Here is a 19035-nt window from a genome sequence, read left to right on the forward strand (position 1 = left end):
TCTCGCGCCAGGGCGCGAGCGAAGGCCGCTTCCTCGCCGCCCTCCCCGCGAGCGCGGGCAGCCGCAGCGAGGCGGCCGGTCACGGGAATCACCCCCACCGCCCCAGCCACTCCCGCTCCCACGCCTCCTTCGCGCGGTGGGCCTCGACACCCGGCGGCTCCAGCGAGACGGCCGGCGTCGGCTCGGCGAAGAAGTCACCGTGGCCGAACGCGGCCATGCCGCCGCCGGTCTCGACCCAGCACTCGCCCATGCCCGCGTAGGCGCCGGCGGGCTCGCCGCCGGTCACCTCGGACGCGATCGCGCGGGCCACGACCTCCGCCTCCCCGCGAGCGAACGTCGCGGCCTTCGGGAGCGGCTTCCCCATCTTCAGCGGGATCCCGGTGACGTCGCCGATGGCCCACACGCGCTCGAAGCGGGTGCGGAGCGTCGCGCGATCGACCGGGATCCATCCGCTCTCGCCGGTGAGGCCCGCCTCCCGCACGGCGCGAGGGGCGCGGTGCGGCGCGACGAATGCGAGCAGGTCGTAGTCGGTCGATGCTCCGCTCGAGAAATGCAGGCGGCGCGCCGAAGCGTCCGCGCGTACGACCTGGTGCTCCGGGTGGTAGGCGATGCCCTTGGCTCCGAGCAGCCCGCGCACCGCGGCCGACACCGCCGGACCGGCCACCCCCATCGGCGCCGGCTCCGCGGCGTACAGGTCGATGCTGGACCGGCCGCGGACGCCCCTGCGCCGGAGGCTCCCCTCGATCAGCATCGCCGCCTCGTAGGGCGCGGCCGGGCACTTGTAGGCCGGGGCGGCGGTGAGGACGACGATCCGGCCCCCGTCGAAGCGGGCGAGCGCGTCCCGCAGCGCGACCGCGCCCTCGAGCGCGTAGAACGAGTGTCCCGCCTCCACCAGCCCGGCGATCGCCGCCGCGTCCAGGTCGGCGCCCAGCGCGACGACGAGGTGGTCCGCCTCGAGCTGCCGCGCTCCGACGGTCACGCGCCGTGCCTCGGGGTCGATCCGCTCCACCTCCCCGATCACCACCTCGATGCCCTGGCGCGACAGCCCGGCGATGGCTCGCGTGACGTCCTCGGGGCGGGCCTCGCCGACGATGAGCCGCAGGAGCGAGGCCCCGAGCACGAAGGTATCCGAGCGCTCGACCACGGTGATCCGGTGCTCCGGTGGGAGCAGCCGGCGCAGCTCGGCCGCGACGACGTTGCCGCCGACGCCGCCGCCCAGGACCAGGACGCGTTCGTTCATGACGACCTCCGCGCGCTGAGATGCCGGGCGCGCTCCCGGGTCGCAAGTGGTCCTTGGCTCCGCCCCTCCCGTGCCGCGAGGGCGCGGTCCCGCGGGCGAGCTCATGGTGGCGCGCGGACCGGATCGGCGGTCGGTCCGCTGGTCGTCCAGCGGGGGTGGCACGCGGGTCGCTTCGCGTTGCGCGAGCCGGGCGGCGGCATCAGACATCCGGGCGAGCAAGGAGGCGCGCATGGCCCACACCGCCACGACCCCGTTCGTGCAGGGCGTTCACGGCGTTCGCTACCAGGTGAGCGACGTCGCTCGCTCGGTGGCGTTCTACACGCGACAGCTCGGGTTCGAGCTGCAGCACCAGCAGCTCCCCGCGTTCGCCAACGTCTCGCTCGGCGAGGTGAGCATCCTGCTCAGCGGCCCGGGTGCATCCGGGTCGCGGCCCATGCCCGATGGTCGACGGCAGGAGCCGGGCGGCTGGAACCGCGTGGTGCTGAGGGTCCACGATCTCCCCGGGCTCATCGTCGCGCTGAAGCACGCCGGAGTTCGCTTCCGCAACGAGGTGGAGACGGGCCCTGGCGGCCGACAGGTCCAGATCGAGGACCCGGACGGAAACCCCATCGAGCTCTTCGAGCCCGCCCCGTCGCCGGCGGGCGCACGGCCCTGACGTGACGACCTCGCCCGCATCGGGACGGCCGCGACCCGCGCCGCCGAGCGGGAGGGTGCGGCTCGCGGCGGCGGCGTGCGACGCGGTCGCCGGTGCAACCAGCGCGGCCGCGGCCCGTCAGGGCGAGGCGGCCGAGGATCCCAGCGCGTCGCCGAGCGCTCGGAGCAGCGCCGCGCCGTCGCCCTCCCACGCCTGCCCGTGCATGCACGCGAGCCTCGTGGGCCGGCGCGCTGCGAGCTTCTCGATGAGCGGCGCAAGGTGGCGCGTCCCGCTGAAGTAGTCGAGCCCGCGCCGGAGCGCCTCGCTCGGCGCGAGGATGTCGCCGGTGGTCACGGCGGGTCCGTCGGCGCGGCCGGGCTGCGTGAAGAGGTCCCCGCACAGGAGCGTCCCGGTGCTCCGCTCGAACAGGTACCCGCACTCCCAGCCGTGCGGGAGGTGCGGCGTGTCGATCCAGGTCACCTCGTGGCTCCCGAGCCGGAGCGCCTCGCCGTCGGCCAGCGGCCGGGGCGGCCGATCGGCGACGTCGGCGATGGAGACCATCGCGGCGATCTGCCCGCACAGCGGCGCCGCCTGCGGCGCGGCCGCCAGCCACTCGTTCAGCGACCCGCACTCGTCCGCCTCGTAGTGCGAGAAGCCGATCCAGCGGAGCCCCTCGACCGGCGCCACCGCGGCGACCGCCTCGCGCACCAGCGGGAACAGCCGCCTCGGCCCGGTGTGGAACAGGAGCGGCTGCTCGTCGACCACGAGGTACTGGTTGAAGCTGAAGCCGCCCGGCATGGCGGCCGGCGGGATCGGGGTGGAGATGCGGAAGATGCCGGCGGCGACCTCGTCGACGCGCGTTCCGGAGCCGGTGTTCGTGATCATGTGGGGTCCCTCTCTCGATGCGCCCGCGAGAGCCGGGCGCCTTCACCTCTCGGAGGTGGCGCGGCCGCGTCCGCCGTTACGCCGCCTCTGAAGGGGCGGCGGGGGCGCACCGGGCACCGCGCGGTTATGCGCTGCTCCATGCGCTGGGCAGGGACGGTGGAAGCGCCGGCCGATGCGGCGGACGGAGCGCTGGCGCGGCGCGCCGCCTGCGGGGATCGTGCGGCCGAGGAGGCGCTGTGCCGGCGCTTCCGCCCGCGGATCCACCTGTACGGCCTCCGTCACCTGCGCGACGACGCCGCCGCGGCCGACCTGGCGCAGGACGTGCTCCTGGCGGTGATCGCGCGCCTCCGCGCCGGCGCGGTGCGCGAGCCGGACCACCTCGCGTCGTTCGTGCTCTCGACCTGCCGCCAGCTCGCCGGGAGCGCCGTCCGGAGCGAGCGCCGCCGCGAGGCGCTCCTCGCCGCCGAGCCCCTCCCCGCGCCGCACGACCCGCCGGCCGACCCGCTCCCGCGCGATCGCCTCGCGCGCTGCCTCCAGGCGCTCGCCGCCCGGGAGCGGGCCGTCGTGGTCGCGACGTTCTACGCGGAGCAGCCCGCCGAGGCGATCTCGCGCGACCACGCGCTCAGCGCGGGTCACGTCCGCGTCCTGCGCCACCGCGCGCTGCGCCGCCTGCGCACCTGCCTCGGCCTGGAGGAGGCCGCCGGATGAGCCCCGGACCTCGCTGCCCGAGCTGGGACGACCTCGCGGACTGGTGGGCCGGCGACCTCGCGCCCGCGGACCGGGACGCGATCGAGGAACACCTGCTCGCCTGCGAGGCGTGCGCCGGCCGGGCGGGACGGCTCGCCGACCTGGCGGGCGGCGTCGCCGCGCTGGCGCGGGCCGGCGCCGTGCCGGGGCCCACCACCGCGGCGGTGCTCGACCGGCTCGAGCGCGACGGGCTGCGCGTGCACCGGTACCCCATCGCCGCGGGCCAGGTGGTCCCCTGCGCCGTCTGGCCGGACGACGAGGTCATGGCGGCCGTGCTGGACGTGCGCGCCCTCGGCGGCGCCGAGGGCGCGCGGTTCGACGTGCTGGCCCGCGCCGGCGACGACCCGCCGATCCGGGTCGAGGACGTGCCGCTCGACCGGACCACCGGCACGCTCGTCTGGCTCTCGGTGGCGGCGCTCGAGCGGCGGCGCTCCGCCACGCGCGTGTCGTTCCGGCTGATCCGCGTGTCCGCGGAGGGCGAGGCGGTGGTGGGCGAGTACGGGCTCGCCCACGAGCCCTGGACCGGCCCCTCGTCGCCGCGCTGAGCGGCGCCGGTCCACCCCGGCGGTACGGCGGCGCACCGCGCCCTGGCGCGTTCACCGATAGAGAACGCGCGGCAGCCAGAGCCCGATCTGCGGGAACACGTAGAGCAGCACCAGCGCCAGGATCTGGATGGCCATGAACGGCATCATCCCGGCGAAGATCTGGTTCAGGGTCACGTGCCGCGGCGCGACGCCCTTCAGGTAGAACGCCGCCATGGCCACCGGGGGCGAGAGGAACGCCGTCTGGAGGTTGAGCGCCACCAGGAGGCCGAAGAAGAGCGGATCGATCTGGAAGTGCCCGAGCAGCGGGATGAAGATGGGCATGAAGATCACGATGATCTCGGTCCACTCCAGCGGCCAGCCGAGCAGGAAGATGATCGCCTGCGCCAGCACCATGAACTGGATGGGCGTGAGGTCGAGCCCGAGCACCCACCGCTCGATGAGCCCCTGGCCCCCGAGCAGCGCGAACGCCGCCGAGAAGATCGACGAGCCCACGAACAGCCAGCACACCATGGCCGTGGTCTTCGCGGTCAGGAACACCGACTCCTTCAGCACCGACCACCTGAACTGCCGGTAGGCGCCGGTGAGGACCATCGCGCCGGCGGCGCCGAGCGCGGCCGCCTCGGTCGGCGTGGCCCACCCGAACACGATCGATCCGAGCACGGCGAGGATGAGCGTGGTCAGGGGGAAGAAGCTGGTGAGCAGCATCTTCAGGATCTCGAGCCGCTCGAGCGTGAAGATGCCGTAGTGCACGGCGAGCGCGGCCAGCGCCGCAGCGACCGCGATCCAGAACGCCGCCGGGGCGGGCTTGCGGTCCGCCGGCGCCGCCGGCACCCGCGCCTCCGCGCCGGCCTCGCGGACCTCCTCCACCTTCGCGTCGTCCCCTGCGGTCGGCACCGGCTCGGCCCCGGCCTCCGCCGGAGCGCCGTCGTCCTCGAGCGGCGCGAGCTCCGCCCCCTGGTACGTCTCCTCGGCCGCCGCGTCGCCGTCGCCCACCTCGACGAGGCCGCCGGTGTCCACCACGCGCTCGGCGGTCACGACGCCGTGCACGACGCCGATCCCGGCGGCCAGCGCGGCCGCCGGCAGGAGCGCGGCGGCGAGCTGGCGCCCCGCCCAGCGGCGCCCGACGCCGGGCCGCGGGCGCGCCAGCGCCCCGAGCAGCGCCGGGACGGCCAGCCGGCGCCGCCCGCCCGCCAGGATCCGAGAGGGCTCCGGCAGCGTGACCGTCCGCTCCTCCAGCGTGGCCGGCGGGGCGAGCGACGGCCGGAGCCGCGCGATCAGCACCACGTACGCGATGTACAGGCCGGCGAGCAGCAGGCCGGGGAAGAACGCGCCCGCGTACAGCTGGACCACCGAGACGCCGGCGGTGGCGCCGTACAGGATGAGCATCACCGAGGGCGGGATGAGGATGCCGAGGCAGCCGCCCGCGGTGATCGCCCCCGCGGAGAGCTTGATGTCGTAGCCGGAGCGGAGCATCGCCGGGAAGGCGAGCAGGCCCATGAGCGTCACCACCGCGCCGACGATCCCGGTGGCGGTCGCGAACAGCGCGCAGGTGGCGAGCGTGGCGACCGCGAGCGACCCCGGCACGAAGGCCATGGCGAGGTGGAGGCTCTTGAACAGCCGCTCGATGAGGTTGGCCCGCTCGACGAGGTACCCCATGAACACGAACAGCGGGATCGAGATGAGGACGTCGTTCGTCATCACCGCGTAGGTCCGCTGGACCATGAGGTCGAGCGTCTGCTGCGTGGCGATGGCGGGGTTGTCGAAGCGGTACGCCAGCCACGCGAAGAGCACGCCCATGCCCATGAGCGTGAACGCGGTGGGGAAGCCCAGCATGATCGCGACCACCACGAGCGACAGCATGAGCAGCCCGAGGTGGCCGCCGGTCATCTGCGCCGGGGCGGGCATGATCCACGCGGTGATCGCGACGATCACCGCCATCATGCCGAGGCCGAACCAGAGCTCCTTCCTCATGGCCGCGTGTCCTTCCGACCCGCCTCGGGCGGCTCGTCGCCCGGCCCCGCGGCGCCGCCCTCGCGCCGGACCACCAGCGCGTCGAGGGCGGCGAGGTCCTCGTCCTTGACGTGGACGAGCTCCTTCAGCTTGTCGACGTCCACCTCCTCCACGTCCTGGGTGCGCGACGGCCACTCGCCGGCCCGGAGGCAGGCGAGGCAGCGGACGATCTCGACCGCACCCTGCAGCAGGAGGAGCCCGCCCGCGAGCGGGATGGCCGCCTTGAACGGATAGATGGGCGGCCCGTCCACCGTGATGGTGGAGTGCTCTCGGATCGCGAACGACTCCGCGGCGTACGTCCACCCGGCGTACACCATCGCCAGCACGCCCGGGACGAAGAACGCGACGTACAGGACGAGGTCGAGCCCGGCCTGCACGCGCGGCGGGAAGAAGCCGTAGAGCACGTCGCCCCGCACGTGGCCGCTCTTCGCGAGGGTGTAGGCGCCCGCCATCATGAACAGGACGCCGTACATCATGATCTGCGCGTCGAAGGCCCAGGCGTGCGGGGCGTCGAGGAACTTCCGCGAGAAGACCTCCCACGTCACGAGCCCGGTGATCGCCACGATGAGCCAGGCGAACGCCTGGCCGACGGCGGTGGAGAGCCGGTCCACCGCGAGGAGGAGTCGCTGCATGCGGCGCTCCTACGTGGCCTTCTTCTTCCCGCCGAAGAAGTGGTTGTAGGCCATCTTGAAGTCCACGTTCGTGTCGTTCTGCCAGCGCGCCGCCCGCTGCGCGAACTTGCGCTGCGACTCGAGCACCTTCTTGAACATGGGGTTCTCGGCCGAGCGCTTCTCCATGACCCCGTCCCAGATCTCGAGCTGCCGCTTCAGGACCTCCGGGCGCGTCGAGTAGAACTTCACGCCCTGCTTGTCCCGCATCTCGAAGTAGTCGGTGGAGTAGCGGTCGATGGCCTTCCAGCTCATGTCCGCCGAGGCGGCCTGCGCCGCGGTCGAGATGATGGACTTGAGGTCGGTCGGCAGCGCCTGGAAGCGCTTGCCGTTGAACAGGATCTCGAACTGCTCCGAGCACTGGTGGAAGCTCTGCAGCATGCAGATCTTGGCGACGTCGGGGAACCCGAGCACGCGGTCGGACGAGGCGTTGTTGAACTCGGCGGCGTCGAGCAGCCCCCGGTCCATCGCCGGCACGATCTCGGCGCCGGGCAGCGCGTTCACCGCCGCGCCCAGGCCGTTGAAGATGTCGATGGAGAGGCCGACGGTCCGGAACTTGAGCCCCTTCATGTCGTCCGGCTTCGCGACCGGCTTCTGCTTGAACCAGCCCAGCGGCTGGGTCGGCATGGGTCCGTACATGAGCGAGACGACGTCGAGGTTGAGGGACTTGTAGATCTCCTCGAGGAGCTGCCGCCCGCCGCCGTAGTGGTGCCAGGCGAGCACCATGTTCGGATCCATCCCGAACGCGGGGCCGGAGCCCCACAGCGCCAGCGCGGTGTTCTTGCCGTACCAGTAGGCGACCACGCCGTGGCCGCCGTCGAGCGTGCCCTTCGAGACCGCGTCGAGGAGGTCGAACGCCTTCACCACCGAGCCGGCCGCGAGCACCTCGATCTTGAGGCGCCCGCCGGACATCTCGTTCACCTTCTTCGCGTAGTCCTGCGCGAACTCGTGGAAGATGTCCTTCTGCGGCCAGGTGCTCTGGAAGCGCAGCGTGATGGGCGCCTGCGCGACGTGGATGGCCGGCGCCGCCGCCCCTGCCGCGACGCCCGCCGCGCCCAGGGCGGCCTTCTTCAGGAACGAACGGCGGGAAGCCTTCGGGGCGGTGTCCGGCTGGGACCTGCTCGTGGTCTTCTTCATGCGCGCTCCTCCCGGAAATCGGGGTGGTCAGCGGTTCTTTGTGCTGTCCGGGGCACCGGCAATCCTTCGTCCGGGTACAGCGCGCCGAATTCGGCGTGGCGCCGATTGACGATCCGTCAAGCCGGCACCGCCCGGGGCGAGCGAGGTCGCGCCTCGCCCCCCGCAGCGGGCGCCGCGGGCGTGGCACCCTCGGCGCGTCACGCACCGCCGCGGGGTGTGCCGGTGGGGTCGGGGCTGGCGCTCAGAGCGCGTGAATCAATCCCCGGACCGAGCCAGGCGGTCGAGACGCGAGCAGCGCGAGGCGCGACGACCGAGCATGCCCGTCGGCATGTGAGGGAGGAGCAACGAAGCGATGCGACGCGGATCGGCCGCCGCGGCGACGGGAGGGGATTGGTTCACGTGCTCTCATCAGGGCTCGATGCCGTCGAGCGCGACGGCGCCGATCACGCGGCCGGCCACGAGGCGCACGCGCCACACGCCGCCGTTCGGGACGAGGCGCGGCGCGACCACCCGGCCGCCGGGGCCGGCATCGAGGACGGCGGAGAGGAACGCCCGGATGACTCCACCGTGCGTCACGAGCAACGCGGGCGAGGCGAGGCGCTCGGCGACCCGGTGGACGGCCGGCACCACGCGCGCGAGGAGCGCGTCGTGGGTCTCGCCGCCGGGCGGCGGCGTGCGCGGGTCGGCGAGGTGGCGCGCCCACGCGTCGGGGTGGCGCACCTCGCACTCGCCGCGGGTCAGCCCCTCCCACGCGCCGTAGCCGCGCTCGCGCAGGTCCGCGTCGACGAGCGCGAGCTCCAGGCCGAGCGCCCCGCCCACGATCTCCGCGGTGCCGCGCGCGCGGGAGAGGTCGCTCGAGGCGATGGCGCGGATGCCCTCGGCGCGGAGGCGGGCCGCGAGGGCGAGCGCCTGCGCCCGCCCCGTCGCGTTGAGCGGCACGTCGGTCTGGCCCTGCAGGCGCCCGGCCGCGTTCCAGTCGGTCTCGCCGTGGCGGGCGAGGAGCAGGTGGCGCTCGGGCGGCGGCATCCGCCCGAACCTACCCTCGCCGGCCCGGACCGCCAAGCGCGGCGCTCAGTACGGCGTCCCGTCCTTGTGCACGAAGCGCCGCCGGCCGTCCGGCCCGGGCACGAGCATGAGGTCGTCCATCGGGTAGATCACCTGATCGCCGGTGGCGCGGTCGCCCACCTCCAGCACGACGACGTCCTGCTGGGTGCGGTTCTCGAGGTGGTGCGCCCGCCCGCTCGCGGGGAAGCCGGCGCACATCCCGGGGGCGAGCTGCACGTCGCCGTCGTCGGTGACGAGCGTCGGGTGGCCCTCGAGGACGTACACGAACTCGTCCTGCACCGTGTGCCGGTGGTGGATGGCCGAGGTGTCGCCGGCGGGCAGCCGCATGAGGTTCACCCCGAACGCCTTCAGACCGAACGGATCCCCGAGGGCGTGCTTGACCCGCCGCGCGAGGCGCGTCGCGAACGGCTCGGGGACGAGCTGGGCGCCCTTGCGCGAGGGGGCGGTGGCGGCCTCGAGGGCGATGGGGGGCGCGGGCGGGCTCATGCGGTGCTCCTTCGTGGCGGACGGTGGGGCGCGGAGCATAGCGCCCGCGGCGCCGGCCGCCTCGCATTCGACCGCCACCGCCACCAGCAGCCCTCGGCGGGACGCCCCGGCCGTCCCGCACCCGGACGTGCCCCGGTGCCTCAGCGCGCCCGGCGCGCCGCCAGCTGTTGCGCCTGGATGGCCGTGAGCGCGATCGTGAAGACGATGTCCTCGACCAGGCACCCGCGGCTCAGGTCGTTCACCGGCCGGGCCAGCCCCTGCAGCATCGGGCCGATGCTGACCACGTTCGCGCTCCGCTGCACGGCCTTGTAGGTGACGTTCCCGGTGTTGAGGTCCGGGAACACGAGCACCGTCGCGCGGCCGGCCACGCTCGACTTCGGCGCCTTCTGGCGCGCCACGTCCGGCATGACCGCCGCGTCGTACTGCAGCGGCCCGTCGATGGCGAGGTCCGGCCGCGCCGCGCGCGCGAGCTCGGTCGCGCGCTTCACCTTCTCGACCTCCTCGCCCGCGCCGCTCGTGCCGGTCGAGTAGGACAGCATCGCCACGCGGGGCTCGATCCCGAACGCGGCGGCCGAGTCGGCGCTCTGGATCGCGATGTCGGCGAGCTGCTCGGGGCTGGGCGTCGGGTTCACGGCGCAGTCGCCGAACACCAGCACCTGCTCCGGGAGGCACATGAAGAACACGCTCGACACCAGGTCGCAGCCGGGCACCGTCTTCACGATCTGCAGCGCGGGCCGGATGGTGTGGGCGGTGGTGTGGAGCGCCCCGGAGACGAGCCCGTCCGCCTCGTCGAGCGCCATCATCATGGTGCCGACCATGACGGCGTCGCCCAGCTCCTGCGCGGCCTGGGCCGCGGTCATCCCCTTGGCCGCGCGCCGCTCCACCAGCGGCGCCACGTACCAGGGCGCGACCCGCACCGGATCGACGATCTCGATCGACGGCGGCAGCGCGATCCCCTGCCGGCGCGCGACCTCGTGGACCTCGTCCGCGTCGGCGAGCAGGACGCAGCGCGCGATCCCGCGCTCCTGGGCGATGGCCGCCGCGGCCACCGTGCGCGGCTCGGCGCCCTCCGGCAGGACGATCCGCTTGTTCGCGGCGCGCGCCGCCTCCACCAGCCGCTGCCGGAACGCGGGCGGCGAGAGGCGCCGCACGCGGCTCGTCGCGGCGCGGGACCGCAGCCAGGCGGGGTCGATGAGGTCGGCCACCGCCGTCATCACGCGCTCCACGCGCGCGGGGTCGTCGGGCGGCACCTGGAGGTTCATGCCCGCCACCGCGGTCGCGGCGGCGTAGCTGCCCTGCTCCACCGCGAGCACCGGCAGCCCGGCCCGGAGCGCGGAGTCGCACATCTCGAAGACGTGGGGCTCGGGCTCGACACCGCCGGTGAGCAGCACGCCCGCGAGCGGCACGCCGTTCAGCACGGCCAGCGCGGCGGCCAGCAGGATGTCGCTCCGGTCGCCCGGGGTGATGACGAGCGTGCCGGGCCGGAACGTCTTGATGGAGCCCGGCACCGCCATGGCGCACAGCGCCACGTGCCGGATGCGCCGGCCCTCGAGATCGCCCGCGCGGAGGACCCGCGCCCCGATGGCCTCGGCGAGGTCCTTCACGCGCGGCGCGGCGAGGTCGCCCCGAGCGGGCACCACCGCGATCGGCCGGAGCCGCTCCGCCTCCAGCGCCGTGCGGTAGGTCTCGATCTCCTCCGGTGGGAGCTCAGCCTCCTCCCCCGCCTCCAGCCAGATGGGCCGGGACTCGCCGACGCGTGCGGCCGGCGTCCTCGGGGCGACGCGGTTCAGGAAGCAGCTCACCGGCTCGCCGTCGGAGAACCCGCCGAGCCCGCGCGCCGCGATCGCCATCGCGTCCGCCAGCTCCGCCGGCGTCTCGCCGCGCGGCGAGCCCACCAGGACCAGCTCCGCGTCGAGCGCCTTCAGCATGAGCGCGTTGACCCGCGCCGAGTGCACCATCCCGGGCTCGGGCCACATCCCGGCGACCACCAGGACGTCCGCGCCCTCGGCCGCGCCGGCGCAGAGCGCCACCACCCGCTCCATCAGCGTCTGGTCGTCGCCGGAGGCGAGCAGCGCGTCCGCCTGGGCGCGCGGGATCGGGTCGGGCGGCCGCAGGCTGGAGCCGAGCCGGACCAGCGCGGAGACGCGGTCCTCGCCGCGCGCGGCGATGGGCTTCGCGAACGCCACCCGGACGCCCTGGCGATCGAGGGCGCGGACCAGGCCGAGGCAGGCGGTGGTGAGGCCGACCTGGCGCCCGGCCGGCGCGAGCAGGAGGACATGGGCCATGTGCGTGCGCTCCCCGGCCCTCAGGCGAACGCGCGCCGCTCGGCGGCGGGCCGCTCGGCGTCCCCGGCGCCCTCCGCGGGGGCGGCGCCCGCCTGGCCGTGGGCCTCGACGTGCCCGTGCGCGGACGCGATCTCGGCGGTGTCCATCGCGATCATCAGCTCCTCGTTCGTGGCGATCACCGCGGCCATCGGGCTGGTCGTGCGGGTGATCCGGCCCCGGAGCGCCTTGCCGTGGAACGCGTTCGCGTGGGCGTCGAGCGCGAAGCCCGCGAACCCGAGCAGCTCCACGATGCGGGCCCGGACGTCCACCGCGTTCTCCCCGATCCCGCCGGTGAACACGAGCGCGTCCACCCGCCCCAGCGACACGAACATGCCCGCGGCGGCCTTCGCGACGGAGTAGCAGAACTTGTCGATGGCCAGCTGGGCCCGCTCGTGCCCTTCGGCGGCCGCCTCCTGCAGCGTGCGCATGTCGTTCGACAGGCCGGAGATGCCGAGCAGGCCGGAGTTCCGGTTCAGCTCGTCCATGACGTGGTCGGCGGTGCAGTGCAGCGCCTTCTTCATGTGCGCGATGATCGACGGGTCGATGTTGCCGCTGCGCGTGCCCATCACCACCCCGTCCACCGGGGTGAGCCCCATGGTCGTGTCCATGCTGGCGCCGTTGCGGACCGCGGCGAGCGAGCAGCCGTTCCCGAGGTGCGCCGTGACCACCGCGTGATCCTCCGGATCCAGGCCGAGCTGCTTCACCGCCTGCTGGGACACGTAGCGGTGGCTGGTGCCGTGGAAGCCGTACCGCCGCACCTCGTGCTTCGCGAACCACTCGTACGGCACGGCGTACAGGTACGCGCGCGACGGCATCGTCTGGTGGAAGGCGGTGTCGAACACCGCGACTTGCGGCAGCGCCGGGAACAGCTCCTGGGCGATGCGGATGCCGAGCAGGTTGGCCGGGTTGTGGAGCGGGCCGAGCGGGATGCACTCCTCGATCTTCGCCACCACCGCGGGGGTGATGGGCATCGATCCGGAGAACTTGGCGCCGCCGTGCACGACGCGGTGCCCGACGCCGGCGATCTCGTGGGCCACCCCGAGCTCGTCCAGGAGCTCGACCACCGCGCGCAGCGCCCGCTCGTGCCCGGCGCCGTGCAGGAGGCGCGACTCCTTCCTGCCCTCCACCTTGAAGTCGAGGGTCGCCTGCGCCGAGCCGACCCGCTGCGCCACGCCGGAGACCAGCTCCCGGCCGGTCACGGCGTCGATCACCGCGAACTTCGCCGACGAGCTTCCGCAGTTCAGCACCAGAACGATCACGCCACCTACCTCCAGGAGATGAGGGCTCCGTCGCGCCGACGGGCACGGAGTCTGGACGGGACTTGGGCTGGGGCCGTAAGCCTCGCGGACGCGATGGCCTCGGAACGGTCACGCTCTCATGTGGGGCGCAGGGTGCGCAAGAGCCACTCGCGGCAATTCCGCGCACCGAGCCGCGTCTTGATCGTGGTCACGCGTTCGCTGACGCATCGCGGCGCGCGGCGCGCCGGGTTAATCCCATGCCATGCGGACCCTCGTCATCGCCGGCGGCTCCGGCCTCGTCGGCTCCCTCGCGCTGCGCCGCCTGCTCGCCCGCGACGACGTCGCCCGCGTGATCGCGGTCGGCCGCCGCGCGCTCCCGGTCGAGCACGCCCGGCTCTCCTCGCGGATCGCGGACCTCCGCGATCCGGCGGCCATCCAGCGGGCGCTGCCGGAGCCGGTGGACGTGGCGGTCTGCTGCCTCGGCACGACCATGAAGCAGGCCGGGTCGCGGGAGGCGTTCCGGGCAGTGGACCTCGAGGCGGCGGTCGCGTTCGGCGAGGCCGCGCGGGCGAGCGGCGCCCGGCGCTTCGTGCTGGTGAGCTCGCTCGGCGCGAGCCCGCGCTCGAGGAGCTTCTACCTGCGGACGAAGGGCGAGGCCGAGGAGGCGCTGGCGCGCCTCGGCTACGCGCAGCTCACCGTGCTCCGCCCGTCCTTCATCGACGATCGCGGCGCGCGGAAGGAGCCCCGGCTCGGCGAGCGGCTCGCGCTCCCGCTCGCCCGCGCCGCGTTCGCGCTGCTCGGCAGGGAGCGGCGCCACGCGCCCGTCCCAGCGGAGACCGTCGCCCGCGCGCTCGTACGCCTCGCGCTCGACGGGTCCGCGGAGCCGGTGCGCATCGTGGAGAGCGAGGCGCTGCACGCGCTGGGGCGCTGACGCCCGACGCCGCCGCCGGCTCACCGCCCGGGGCGCTCCACGAGCACCAGGTCCGAGCGCTCCTGCACCTGCTCCAGCACCAGCTCGCGGCCGTCCGGGGACACGTCGAAGTCGCCGACGTCGAAGTCGCGCGGCAGCACGACCAGCCGGCGCGAGGCGCCCGACGCGAGGTCCACCGCCGCGAGGTGCTTGCGGCGGATCTCGCCGCGGAGCACCGCGATGGACCGCCCGTCCGGAAGGAACGCGACGTGCCGCGCTCCCCGCGTCAGCGTGAGCGGAGGCATGCGGTGCGCGCTGCCGTCGGCGTTCACCGCCCGCAGCGGGAAGGTGGTGCCGACGTCGGCGCCGGTGAACGCGAGCAGATCGCCCGCCGGAGACCAGGCCGGATCCGCGGACGGCTCGGCCACCAGCGCCGCGGGCTCGCCGCCGTCGAGCGGCACCCGGAACAGCCGCGGCGCACCCTCCACGATCGCGCCGACGGCGATCGATCGGCCATCCGGCATCCAGGCCGGCGCGCCGGAGAGCTGGAGCGCGTCGGTGACGACGCGCCCCCCGGTGCCGTCCGCGTCCACCACGCGGAGCCGCGTCCGCCCACCCTCTCGCGTCCAGAACGCGATCGTCCGGCCATCCCGCCGGACGGCGGGCGCGCCGGCGATCCGCGCGCCCGGCTGGCTCCAGAGCTCGGTGCTGGCGCCGTCCTGCAGCTTCCACAGGCCGTCGCCGGCGCCCTTCGCCGACAGGTAGACCAGGTATCCGGGGCCGAGCCGCGGAGACCACCCGTTGCCGGTGGTCAGCGGGATGGGGCTCGCCGCGGCGAGGTCGGCGTGGTCCGGACCGAGCGGCACGCGCCAGAGCGTGCGCTTCGGGCTCGCCTGCGTGAGGACCAGGCGCCGACCGTCGGCGCTCGCCGCGAGCGAGGTGTACCGCTCCGCGCCGGTGGCCACGCGCCGCGTCGCCCTGCCCTCGACGTCCAGCGCGTGCAGCCACGGGCCGGAGCCGTCGGGGTCGGTCGCGAGGTACAGCAGGGTCCGTTCGTCGGCGAACACCGGATGGCTGACCACGCCGTCGTGGTGGGTCAGGCGCTCCGGCGCGCTGCCGTCCGGCCGGATGCGCCACAGGTCGAGGCGGTCCGGGAGCGCCCCCTGCACGAAGTAGATGAACGCCTGGTCCGGCGACCACACCTGGAAGTGCGCGTGCAGCCCCGAGGGCGCCGAGAAGATCCGGCGGGCGTCCTGCGGCCGGCCGGCCTCGCTCACGTACATCGGATCCCCCGGCCCCGGCGTGTGGTGGACGAGGCGCGTGCCGTCGCGCGTCCAGGCGTACTCCGCCGCGCCCTCCAGGTACGGCCGCGGCGGACCGCCCAGCAGCGGCACCGCCCAGATCCCGATGTCCGGCGGGCTCGAGCCGGTGCGGCCGCGCGCCCAGAACGTCACCAGCGCGCCGTCCGGCGAGAAGCCCAGCGTCCGGATCGACGGATTCACCAGCTCCGGCGCGCTCCCGCGCGTCAGGTCCTGGAACTGCCCGGAGCCGACCTGCGTGAGCCAGACGTCCACCCGCCCGGCGCGGTCCGACAGGAACGCCACGAAGCGGCCGTCGGCCGAGATCGCGGCCGCCTGCTCGACGCCGCCGAAGTCGGTCAGCGGCACGAAGCGCGCGCCCGAGAGCGGATCGAGCGCGGAGGCGGCGCGGCGCTGCAGGAGCCAGGTGGCGCCCGCGCCGATCGCCGCGGCCACGGAGATGCCGGCCGCGAGGAGCGCCCCGCGCCAGGGTCGCGCCGCGCCCAGCGGCGGCCCGCCCGGCGCCTGCTCTCGATCGCCGGCATCGACCGGGAGCGCCGCGGGGCCGGTCACCCGACCGCGACCGCTTTCCTCCTCGACCGCGCCGTCGACCGCTCCTCCGCCCGCCGCCCCGGCGCTCCGGCGGCGCGCCCAGGCGTCGAGGTCGGAGCGGAACGCGTACACCGACCCGAGCTTGTCGTGGACGTGCCGGTGCACCGGCATGCCCTCGCGCCGCTCCCAGCGCTGCACGGTGGTGACGTCGCGCCGGAGGTAGGTCGCGATCTCCTTCCAGGACTCGAGCCGGTCCGACGCAGGCCGCGCCGCGCCGGAGGACCCTGTGGGAGTCGAGTCGGGCATGAGCGCTCCCGCGCGTGACGGATGAAGCGTCCGGCGACCGGTATCTAGTCGCGGGCCGGTGGAGGCCGCAATCGACTGCATCGCGCGGCACTCTGCGGCGTTCGCCCCCGCGCCGCGCTTCGCGCTTTGCGCGCGCTCGGCGCGCCGGCCACCCTCGCCTCGAGCGGCTCCTCCGGGCCGCGAGCGAGGGCACACATGCGAACGAGCTGGAACTGGATGCGGGTGATCGGCTGGCTGGCCATGGGGGCGCTGCTGTTCGTCGGGGGCGCGGGCGCCACGGGGCAGGTGGGATTCACCGGGAGTACCTATGCGAGCGGGCTCCTGGAGGACGACGTGGACGTCCTGAACCGGGTCATCCTTCCGGAGGGGGTCGCGGGCAGCGCCCAGGCGAACCTCTGGTTGTCGCTCCAGAAGACACGCGGGCCGTCGTTCCTGTTCGTCCAGACGAACACCTGGGAGCCCGGCGCGACCACCGGGTGGCACACGCACCCGGGCCACAGTCTCATCATCGTCACGCAGGGGACGATCACCGCGTACGACGCGGATTGCACGCCGCGGACCTACTCGGCCGGCCAGGTCTTCGTAGACCAGGGCGGCGACCACGTGCACGTGCTGCGCAACGAGAGCACGGCCGAGAAGGCGGCCACGGTCGCGGTCCAGCTCGTGCCCGCGAGCGAGCGCAACCGGCGCCGCGGGGACGCGAACGCGCCGCCGGGCTGCCCGATCCTCTGAACTGCGACGCGCGCGCCGGCGTTCGCCCCCGGGCTCGTGCACCGCGACCGGTGAGCGGCGCCGGCGCGCTGGTCCCTACCTGCCCGGCTGCGACGCGGGCACGGCCGCCGCGGACGCGGTGGTCCCGGCGGCGAGGCGCGTGGCCTTCACCTCCGCCTCGCGCGAGAGGTCGATCGACTCGCCCAGGATGCGGGCCAGCTCCTGCGGCGCGTGGAAGCCCATCGAGTTCTCGGCCGCCACGAAGTCGAGGCGCCACTGCGCGGCGCGCTGCAGCTTCTCCAGCTCCTGCAGCGCCGGCGTCTTCGCGATCACCTCGCGCCAGGAGGCGAGCAGGTTCGCCTTCACCTCGGCCGCCAGCTTCTTGTCCTGCTCCTCCTTCGGCGCCTTCTGGAACGCGTCCTGCTTCCCGAGCGTGTCCTTCGCCTTGGCGGTGGCCGCGGCGAGGTTCCGCTCGTCGTACGGCTTCCGCACCGTCACGATGGCGTCGATCATGGCCACCGCGGCGTTGCCGGCGCGGGTGAGCAGCGCGAAGTGCCGGTCCTGGATGCCGAGCACGCGCGCCTTCAGCTCGTCGTCGGTCAGCGGGTGACAGGTGGCGCAGGCGCGGTTCGGCTGGAGCAGCGGGCTGCGGACCCAGTGGTCGGAGTACTTCTGCGCGCCCTCGCGCTTGTACGGCATGTGGCAGTCGGCGCAGGTGACGCCGCTCCGGGCGTGGATGCCCTGGCTCCACACCTCGAACTCGGGGTGCTGCGCCTTCAGCACCTCGAACCCGGTCTCGGCGTGCACCCAGTCCTTGAAGCGCTGCCCCTTGACCTGCAGGTTGTCGTAGAGGTGCTCGGCGTTCTCGACCTTGAGCCCCTCGGCCCACGGGAACAGCAGCGTCATTCCCTTCCCGCAGAAGTACTCGACGTGGCACTGCCCGCACACGTAGGCGCGGCGCTCCTGGCGCGTGGAGTCGAGGTTCGGATCGTAGGGCTTCGACCGGTCGCCCTTGCGCCAGCGGTCGATCGACGGCAGGTGCGGCACCTCCGCCGAGCCCGCCGCGAGCTTCTGGATGCCGGCGATGAAGCCGGGGCGCGAGACCCGCACCTCCATCGACGCCGGATCGTGGCAGTCCACGCAGGAGACCGGGTGCGCCTTGCCGCCGCCCATCTCCTCGAGCGCCTTGTGCGCGTCCCAGTAGCCCATCTCCGCCACCTTCGCGAGGCCGGCCTGGAGCTGCTCGGCCGGCGACCCCTGCGGCGCCGCCTCCTTCCCGAGCTTGCGGTAGAGCGGCATGATCGAGCCGTGGCAGTGGAGGCAGTTGCCGGACTGCTTTCCCTCGCCCGGGATGTTGCGCTTCGTGATCTCCTGGTCCTTCAGCATGAAGGCGTGGCCGCGGCGGTCGCGGTAGTCCACCGCGAACAGGTAGCCGGCGAAGACGCGCTTCAGCCAGGGGTCGCGCTCCGCCTTCTGCGGCGCCATCTCGCCCTCGGCGGTGCCGATCGCGCCGCCGTACTTCGTGCTGGTCCGCTCGGCGGTGCGCTTGTAGTCGTCGAACTCGCGCGGCCAGTTCTTGCCCCACTTGGCCGGGTCGGTGTCGTCCTCGCCGACCTCGACCACCCGCACGTACGAGAAGCGCGCCTCCGACTTCTTCTCGCTGATGTTCACCAGCAGCATCGCGACGCCCACCGCGACCAGGGCGAACACCCCGGCCACGAGCGCGATGAGCAGCGCGCGGTTCTTGGTGGGCTGGGTCTCGGCGGGCATTGCGTGCTCCTTCTCCGGTGCTGCGGGGCGGACGGGCGGATCAGCGGAGGTGGCCCACGTTGCGGTGGCACCGCACGCAGGAGACGTCGCCCCCGTGCGCGATGTCCTCGACCACGGCGGCGTGGCAGCGGCGGCAGTTGTCTTCCACCACCTCGGCGCTCTCGGGGCGCGCCTTGATGGCGTCCGGGTAGCCACCCATCGTGAATGCCATGGAGTGGTGATAGCCGTTGGTGGCCTTCACCCAGTACTTCGGGATGAACGCGGCGGGCGTGTGGCAGTCATTGCAGGTCGCGACCGCGTGGTGCGTGCCCGCCAGCCACCCGGCGTAGTGGCCTTCCATCACGTGGCAGTTGGCGCAGGTCCTCGGGTCGTTCCCGAGGTACGAGGAGCCCTTCGCGTAGTCGAACGCGAACGCGCCGAGCCCGAGCGCCAGCCCGGCGGTGGCCGCCAGCACGAGCGACAGCGGGAACACGGACACTCCGCGGCTCGTTCGCATGGACCCTCGAAGG

General features: G+C 74.1%; 17 protein-coding genes. 5 read left to right on the forward strand and 12 right to left on the reverse strand.

Annotated features, from left to right (window positions below):
* Positions 1-88: 88 nt before the first annotated feature.
* Positions 89-1240, reverse strand: a complete 1152-nt coding sequence (locus A2CP1_RS15505) for an NAD(P)/FAD-dependent oxidoreductase (RefSeq protein ID WP_012634137.1) — start codon at positions 1238-1240, stop codon at positions 89-91.
* Positions 1241-1469: 229 nt separating this feature from the next.
* On the opposite strand from A2CP1_RS15505, the gene A2CP1_RS15510 reads away from it, so the two are divergent.
* Positions 1470-1895 (forward strand): VOC family protein, encoded by a 426-nt coding sequence (locus tag A2CP1_RS15510; protein ID WP_012634138.1) that lies wholly within the window; start codon positions 1470-1472, stop codon positions 1893-1895.
* A 117-nt stretch (positions 1896-2012) separates the two neighbouring features.
* Here the strand turns inward: A2CP1_RS15510 and A2CP1_RS15515 are convergent, their stop codons facing one another.
* Positions 2013-2759 carry an MBL fold metallo-hydrolase gene (locus tag A2CP1_RS15515; protein ID WP_012634139.1) on the reverse strand — a complete coding sequence of 249 codons (747 nt, stop codon included), beginning with the start codon at positions 2757-2759 and terminating at the stop codon, positions 2013-2015.
* A 138-nt stretch (positions 2760-2897) separates the two neighbouring features.
* On the opposite strand from A2CP1_RS15515, the gene A2CP1_RS15520 reads away from it, so the two are divergent.
* Positions 2898-3467 carry an RNA polymerase sigma factor gene (locus tag A2CP1_RS15520; protein ID WP_012634140.1) on the forward strand — a complete coding sequence of 190 codons (570 nt, stop codon included), beginning with the start codon at positions 2898-2900 and terminating at the stop codon, positions 3465-3467.
* The gene (locus A2CP1_RS15525; RefSeq protein ID WP_012634141.1) at positions 3464-4051 is read left to right on the forward strand and encodes an anti-sigma factor family protein; all 588 of its coding nucleotides are present in this window, start codon (positions 3464-3466) and stop codon (positions 4049-4051) included. The genes A2CP1_RS15520 and A2CP1_RS15525 overlap by 4 nt, the downstream gene beginning before the upstream one ends.
* A gap of 51 nt (positions 4052-4102) precedes the next feature.
* Here A2CP1_RS15525 and A2CP1_RS15530 read toward each other — a convergent pair whose 3' ends face one another.
* From A2CP1_RS15530 to A2CP1_RS15560, 7 genes are all read right to left on the reverse strand, one after another.
* The gene (locus A2CP1_RS15530; protein ID WP_012634142.1) at positions 4103-6022 is read right to left on the reverse strand and encodes a TRAP transporter large permease; all 1920 of its coding nucleotides are present in this window, start codon (positions 6020-6022) and stop codon (positions 4103-4105) included.
* Positions 6019-6693 carry a TRAP transporter small permease subunit gene (locus tag A2CP1_RS15535; protein ID WP_012634143.1) on the reverse strand — a complete coding sequence of 225 codons (675 nt, stop codon included), beginning with the start codon at positions 6691-6693 and terminating at the stop codon, positions 6019-6021. The genes A2CP1_RS15530 and A2CP1_RS15535 overlap by 4 nt, the downstream gene beginning before the upstream one ends.
* A gap of 9 nt (positions 6694-6702) precedes the next feature.
* On the reverse strand, positions 6703-7866 hold the full coding sequence (locus A2CP1_RS15540; RefSeq protein ID WP_012634144.1) for a TRAP transporter substrate-binding protein: 1164 nt from the start codon (positions 7864-7866) through the stop codon (positions 6703-6705).
* Between the two features lie 408 nt (positions 7867-8274).
* The gene (locus A2CP1_RS15545; RefSeq protein ID WP_012634145.1) at positions 8275-8892 is read right to left on the reverse strand and encodes a histidine phosphatase family protein; all 618 of its coding nucleotides are present in this window, start codon (positions 8890-8892) and stop codon (positions 8275-8277) included.
* Between the two features lie 45 nt (positions 8893-8937).
* The gene (locus A2CP1_RS15550) at positions 8938-9417 is read right to left on the reverse strand and encodes a cupin domain-containing protein (protein WP_012634146.1); all 480 of its coding nucleotides are present in this window, start codon (positions 9415-9417) and stop codon (positions 8938-8940) included.
* Between the two features lie 140 nt (positions 9418-9557).
* Entirely contained in the window at positions 9558-11702 is a 2145-nt protein-coding gene (gene pta, locus A2CP1_RS15555) for a phosphate acetyltransferase (protein WP_012634147.1), read from the reverse strand.
* 20 nt (positions 11703-11722) lie between these two features.
* The gene (locus A2CP1_RS15560) at positions 11723-13000 is read right to left on the reverse strand and encodes an acetate/propionate family kinase (RefSeq protein WP_012634148.1); all 1278 of its coding nucleotides are present in this window, start codon (positions 12998-13000) and stop codon (positions 11723-11725) included.
* A gap of 241 nt (positions 13001-13241) precedes the next feature.
* On the opposite strand from A2CP1_RS15560, the gene A2CP1_RS15565 reads away from it, so the two are divergent.
* Positions 13242-13910 carry an NAD(P)H-binding protein gene (locus tag A2CP1_RS15565; RefSeq protein ID WP_012634149.1) on the forward strand — a complete coding sequence of 223 codons (669 nt, stop codon included), beginning with the start codon at positions 13242-13244 and terminating at the stop codon, positions 13908-13910.
* 20 nt (positions 13911-13930) lie between these two features.
* Here A2CP1_RS15565 and A2CP1_RS15570 read toward each other — a convergent pair whose 3' ends face one another.
* The gene (locus tag A2CP1_RS15570; protein WP_012634150.1) at positions 13931-16045 is read right to left on the reverse strand and encodes a TolB-like translocation protein; all 2115 of its coding nucleotides are present in this window, start codon (positions 16043-16045) and stop codon (positions 13931-13933) included.
* A gap of 195 nt (positions 16046-16240) precedes the next feature.
* Between A2CP1_RS15570 and A2CP1_RS15575 the strand changes: the two genes are divergently transcribed.
* Entirely contained in the window at positions 16241-16777 is a 537-nt protein-coding gene (locus A2CP1_RS15575) for a cupin domain-containing protein (protein WP_012634151.1), read from the forward strand.
* A 75-nt stretch (positions 16778-16852) separates the two neighbouring features.
* Here A2CP1_RS15575 and A2CP1_RS15580 read toward each other — a convergent pair whose 3' ends face one another.
* Together A2CP1_RS15580 and nrfH are read right to left on the reverse strand one after the other, a co-directional pair.
* Positions 16853-18526: an ammonia-forming cytochrome c nitrite reductase subunit c552 gene (locus tag A2CP1_RS15580; protein ID WP_012634152.1), complete on the reverse strand. Its 1674-nt coding sequence runs from the start codon at positions 18524-18526 to the stop codon at positions 16853-16855.
* Between the two features lie 40 nt (positions 18527-18566).
* A complete protein-coding gene (gene nrfH / locus A2CP1_RS15585; protein WP_012634153.1) occupies positions 18567-19022 on the reverse strand; it encodes a cytochrome c nitrite reductase small subunit in 456 nt (151 codons plus the stop codon).
* Positions 19023-19035 lie beyond the last annotated feature (13 nt).

Origin of the sequence: Anaeromyxobacter dehalogenans 2CP-1 (assembly GCF_000022145.1) — a bacterium.
GTDB lineage: Bacteria > Myxococcota > Myxococcia > Myxococcales > Anaeromyxobacteraceae > Anaeromyxobacter > Anaeromyxobacter dehalogenans.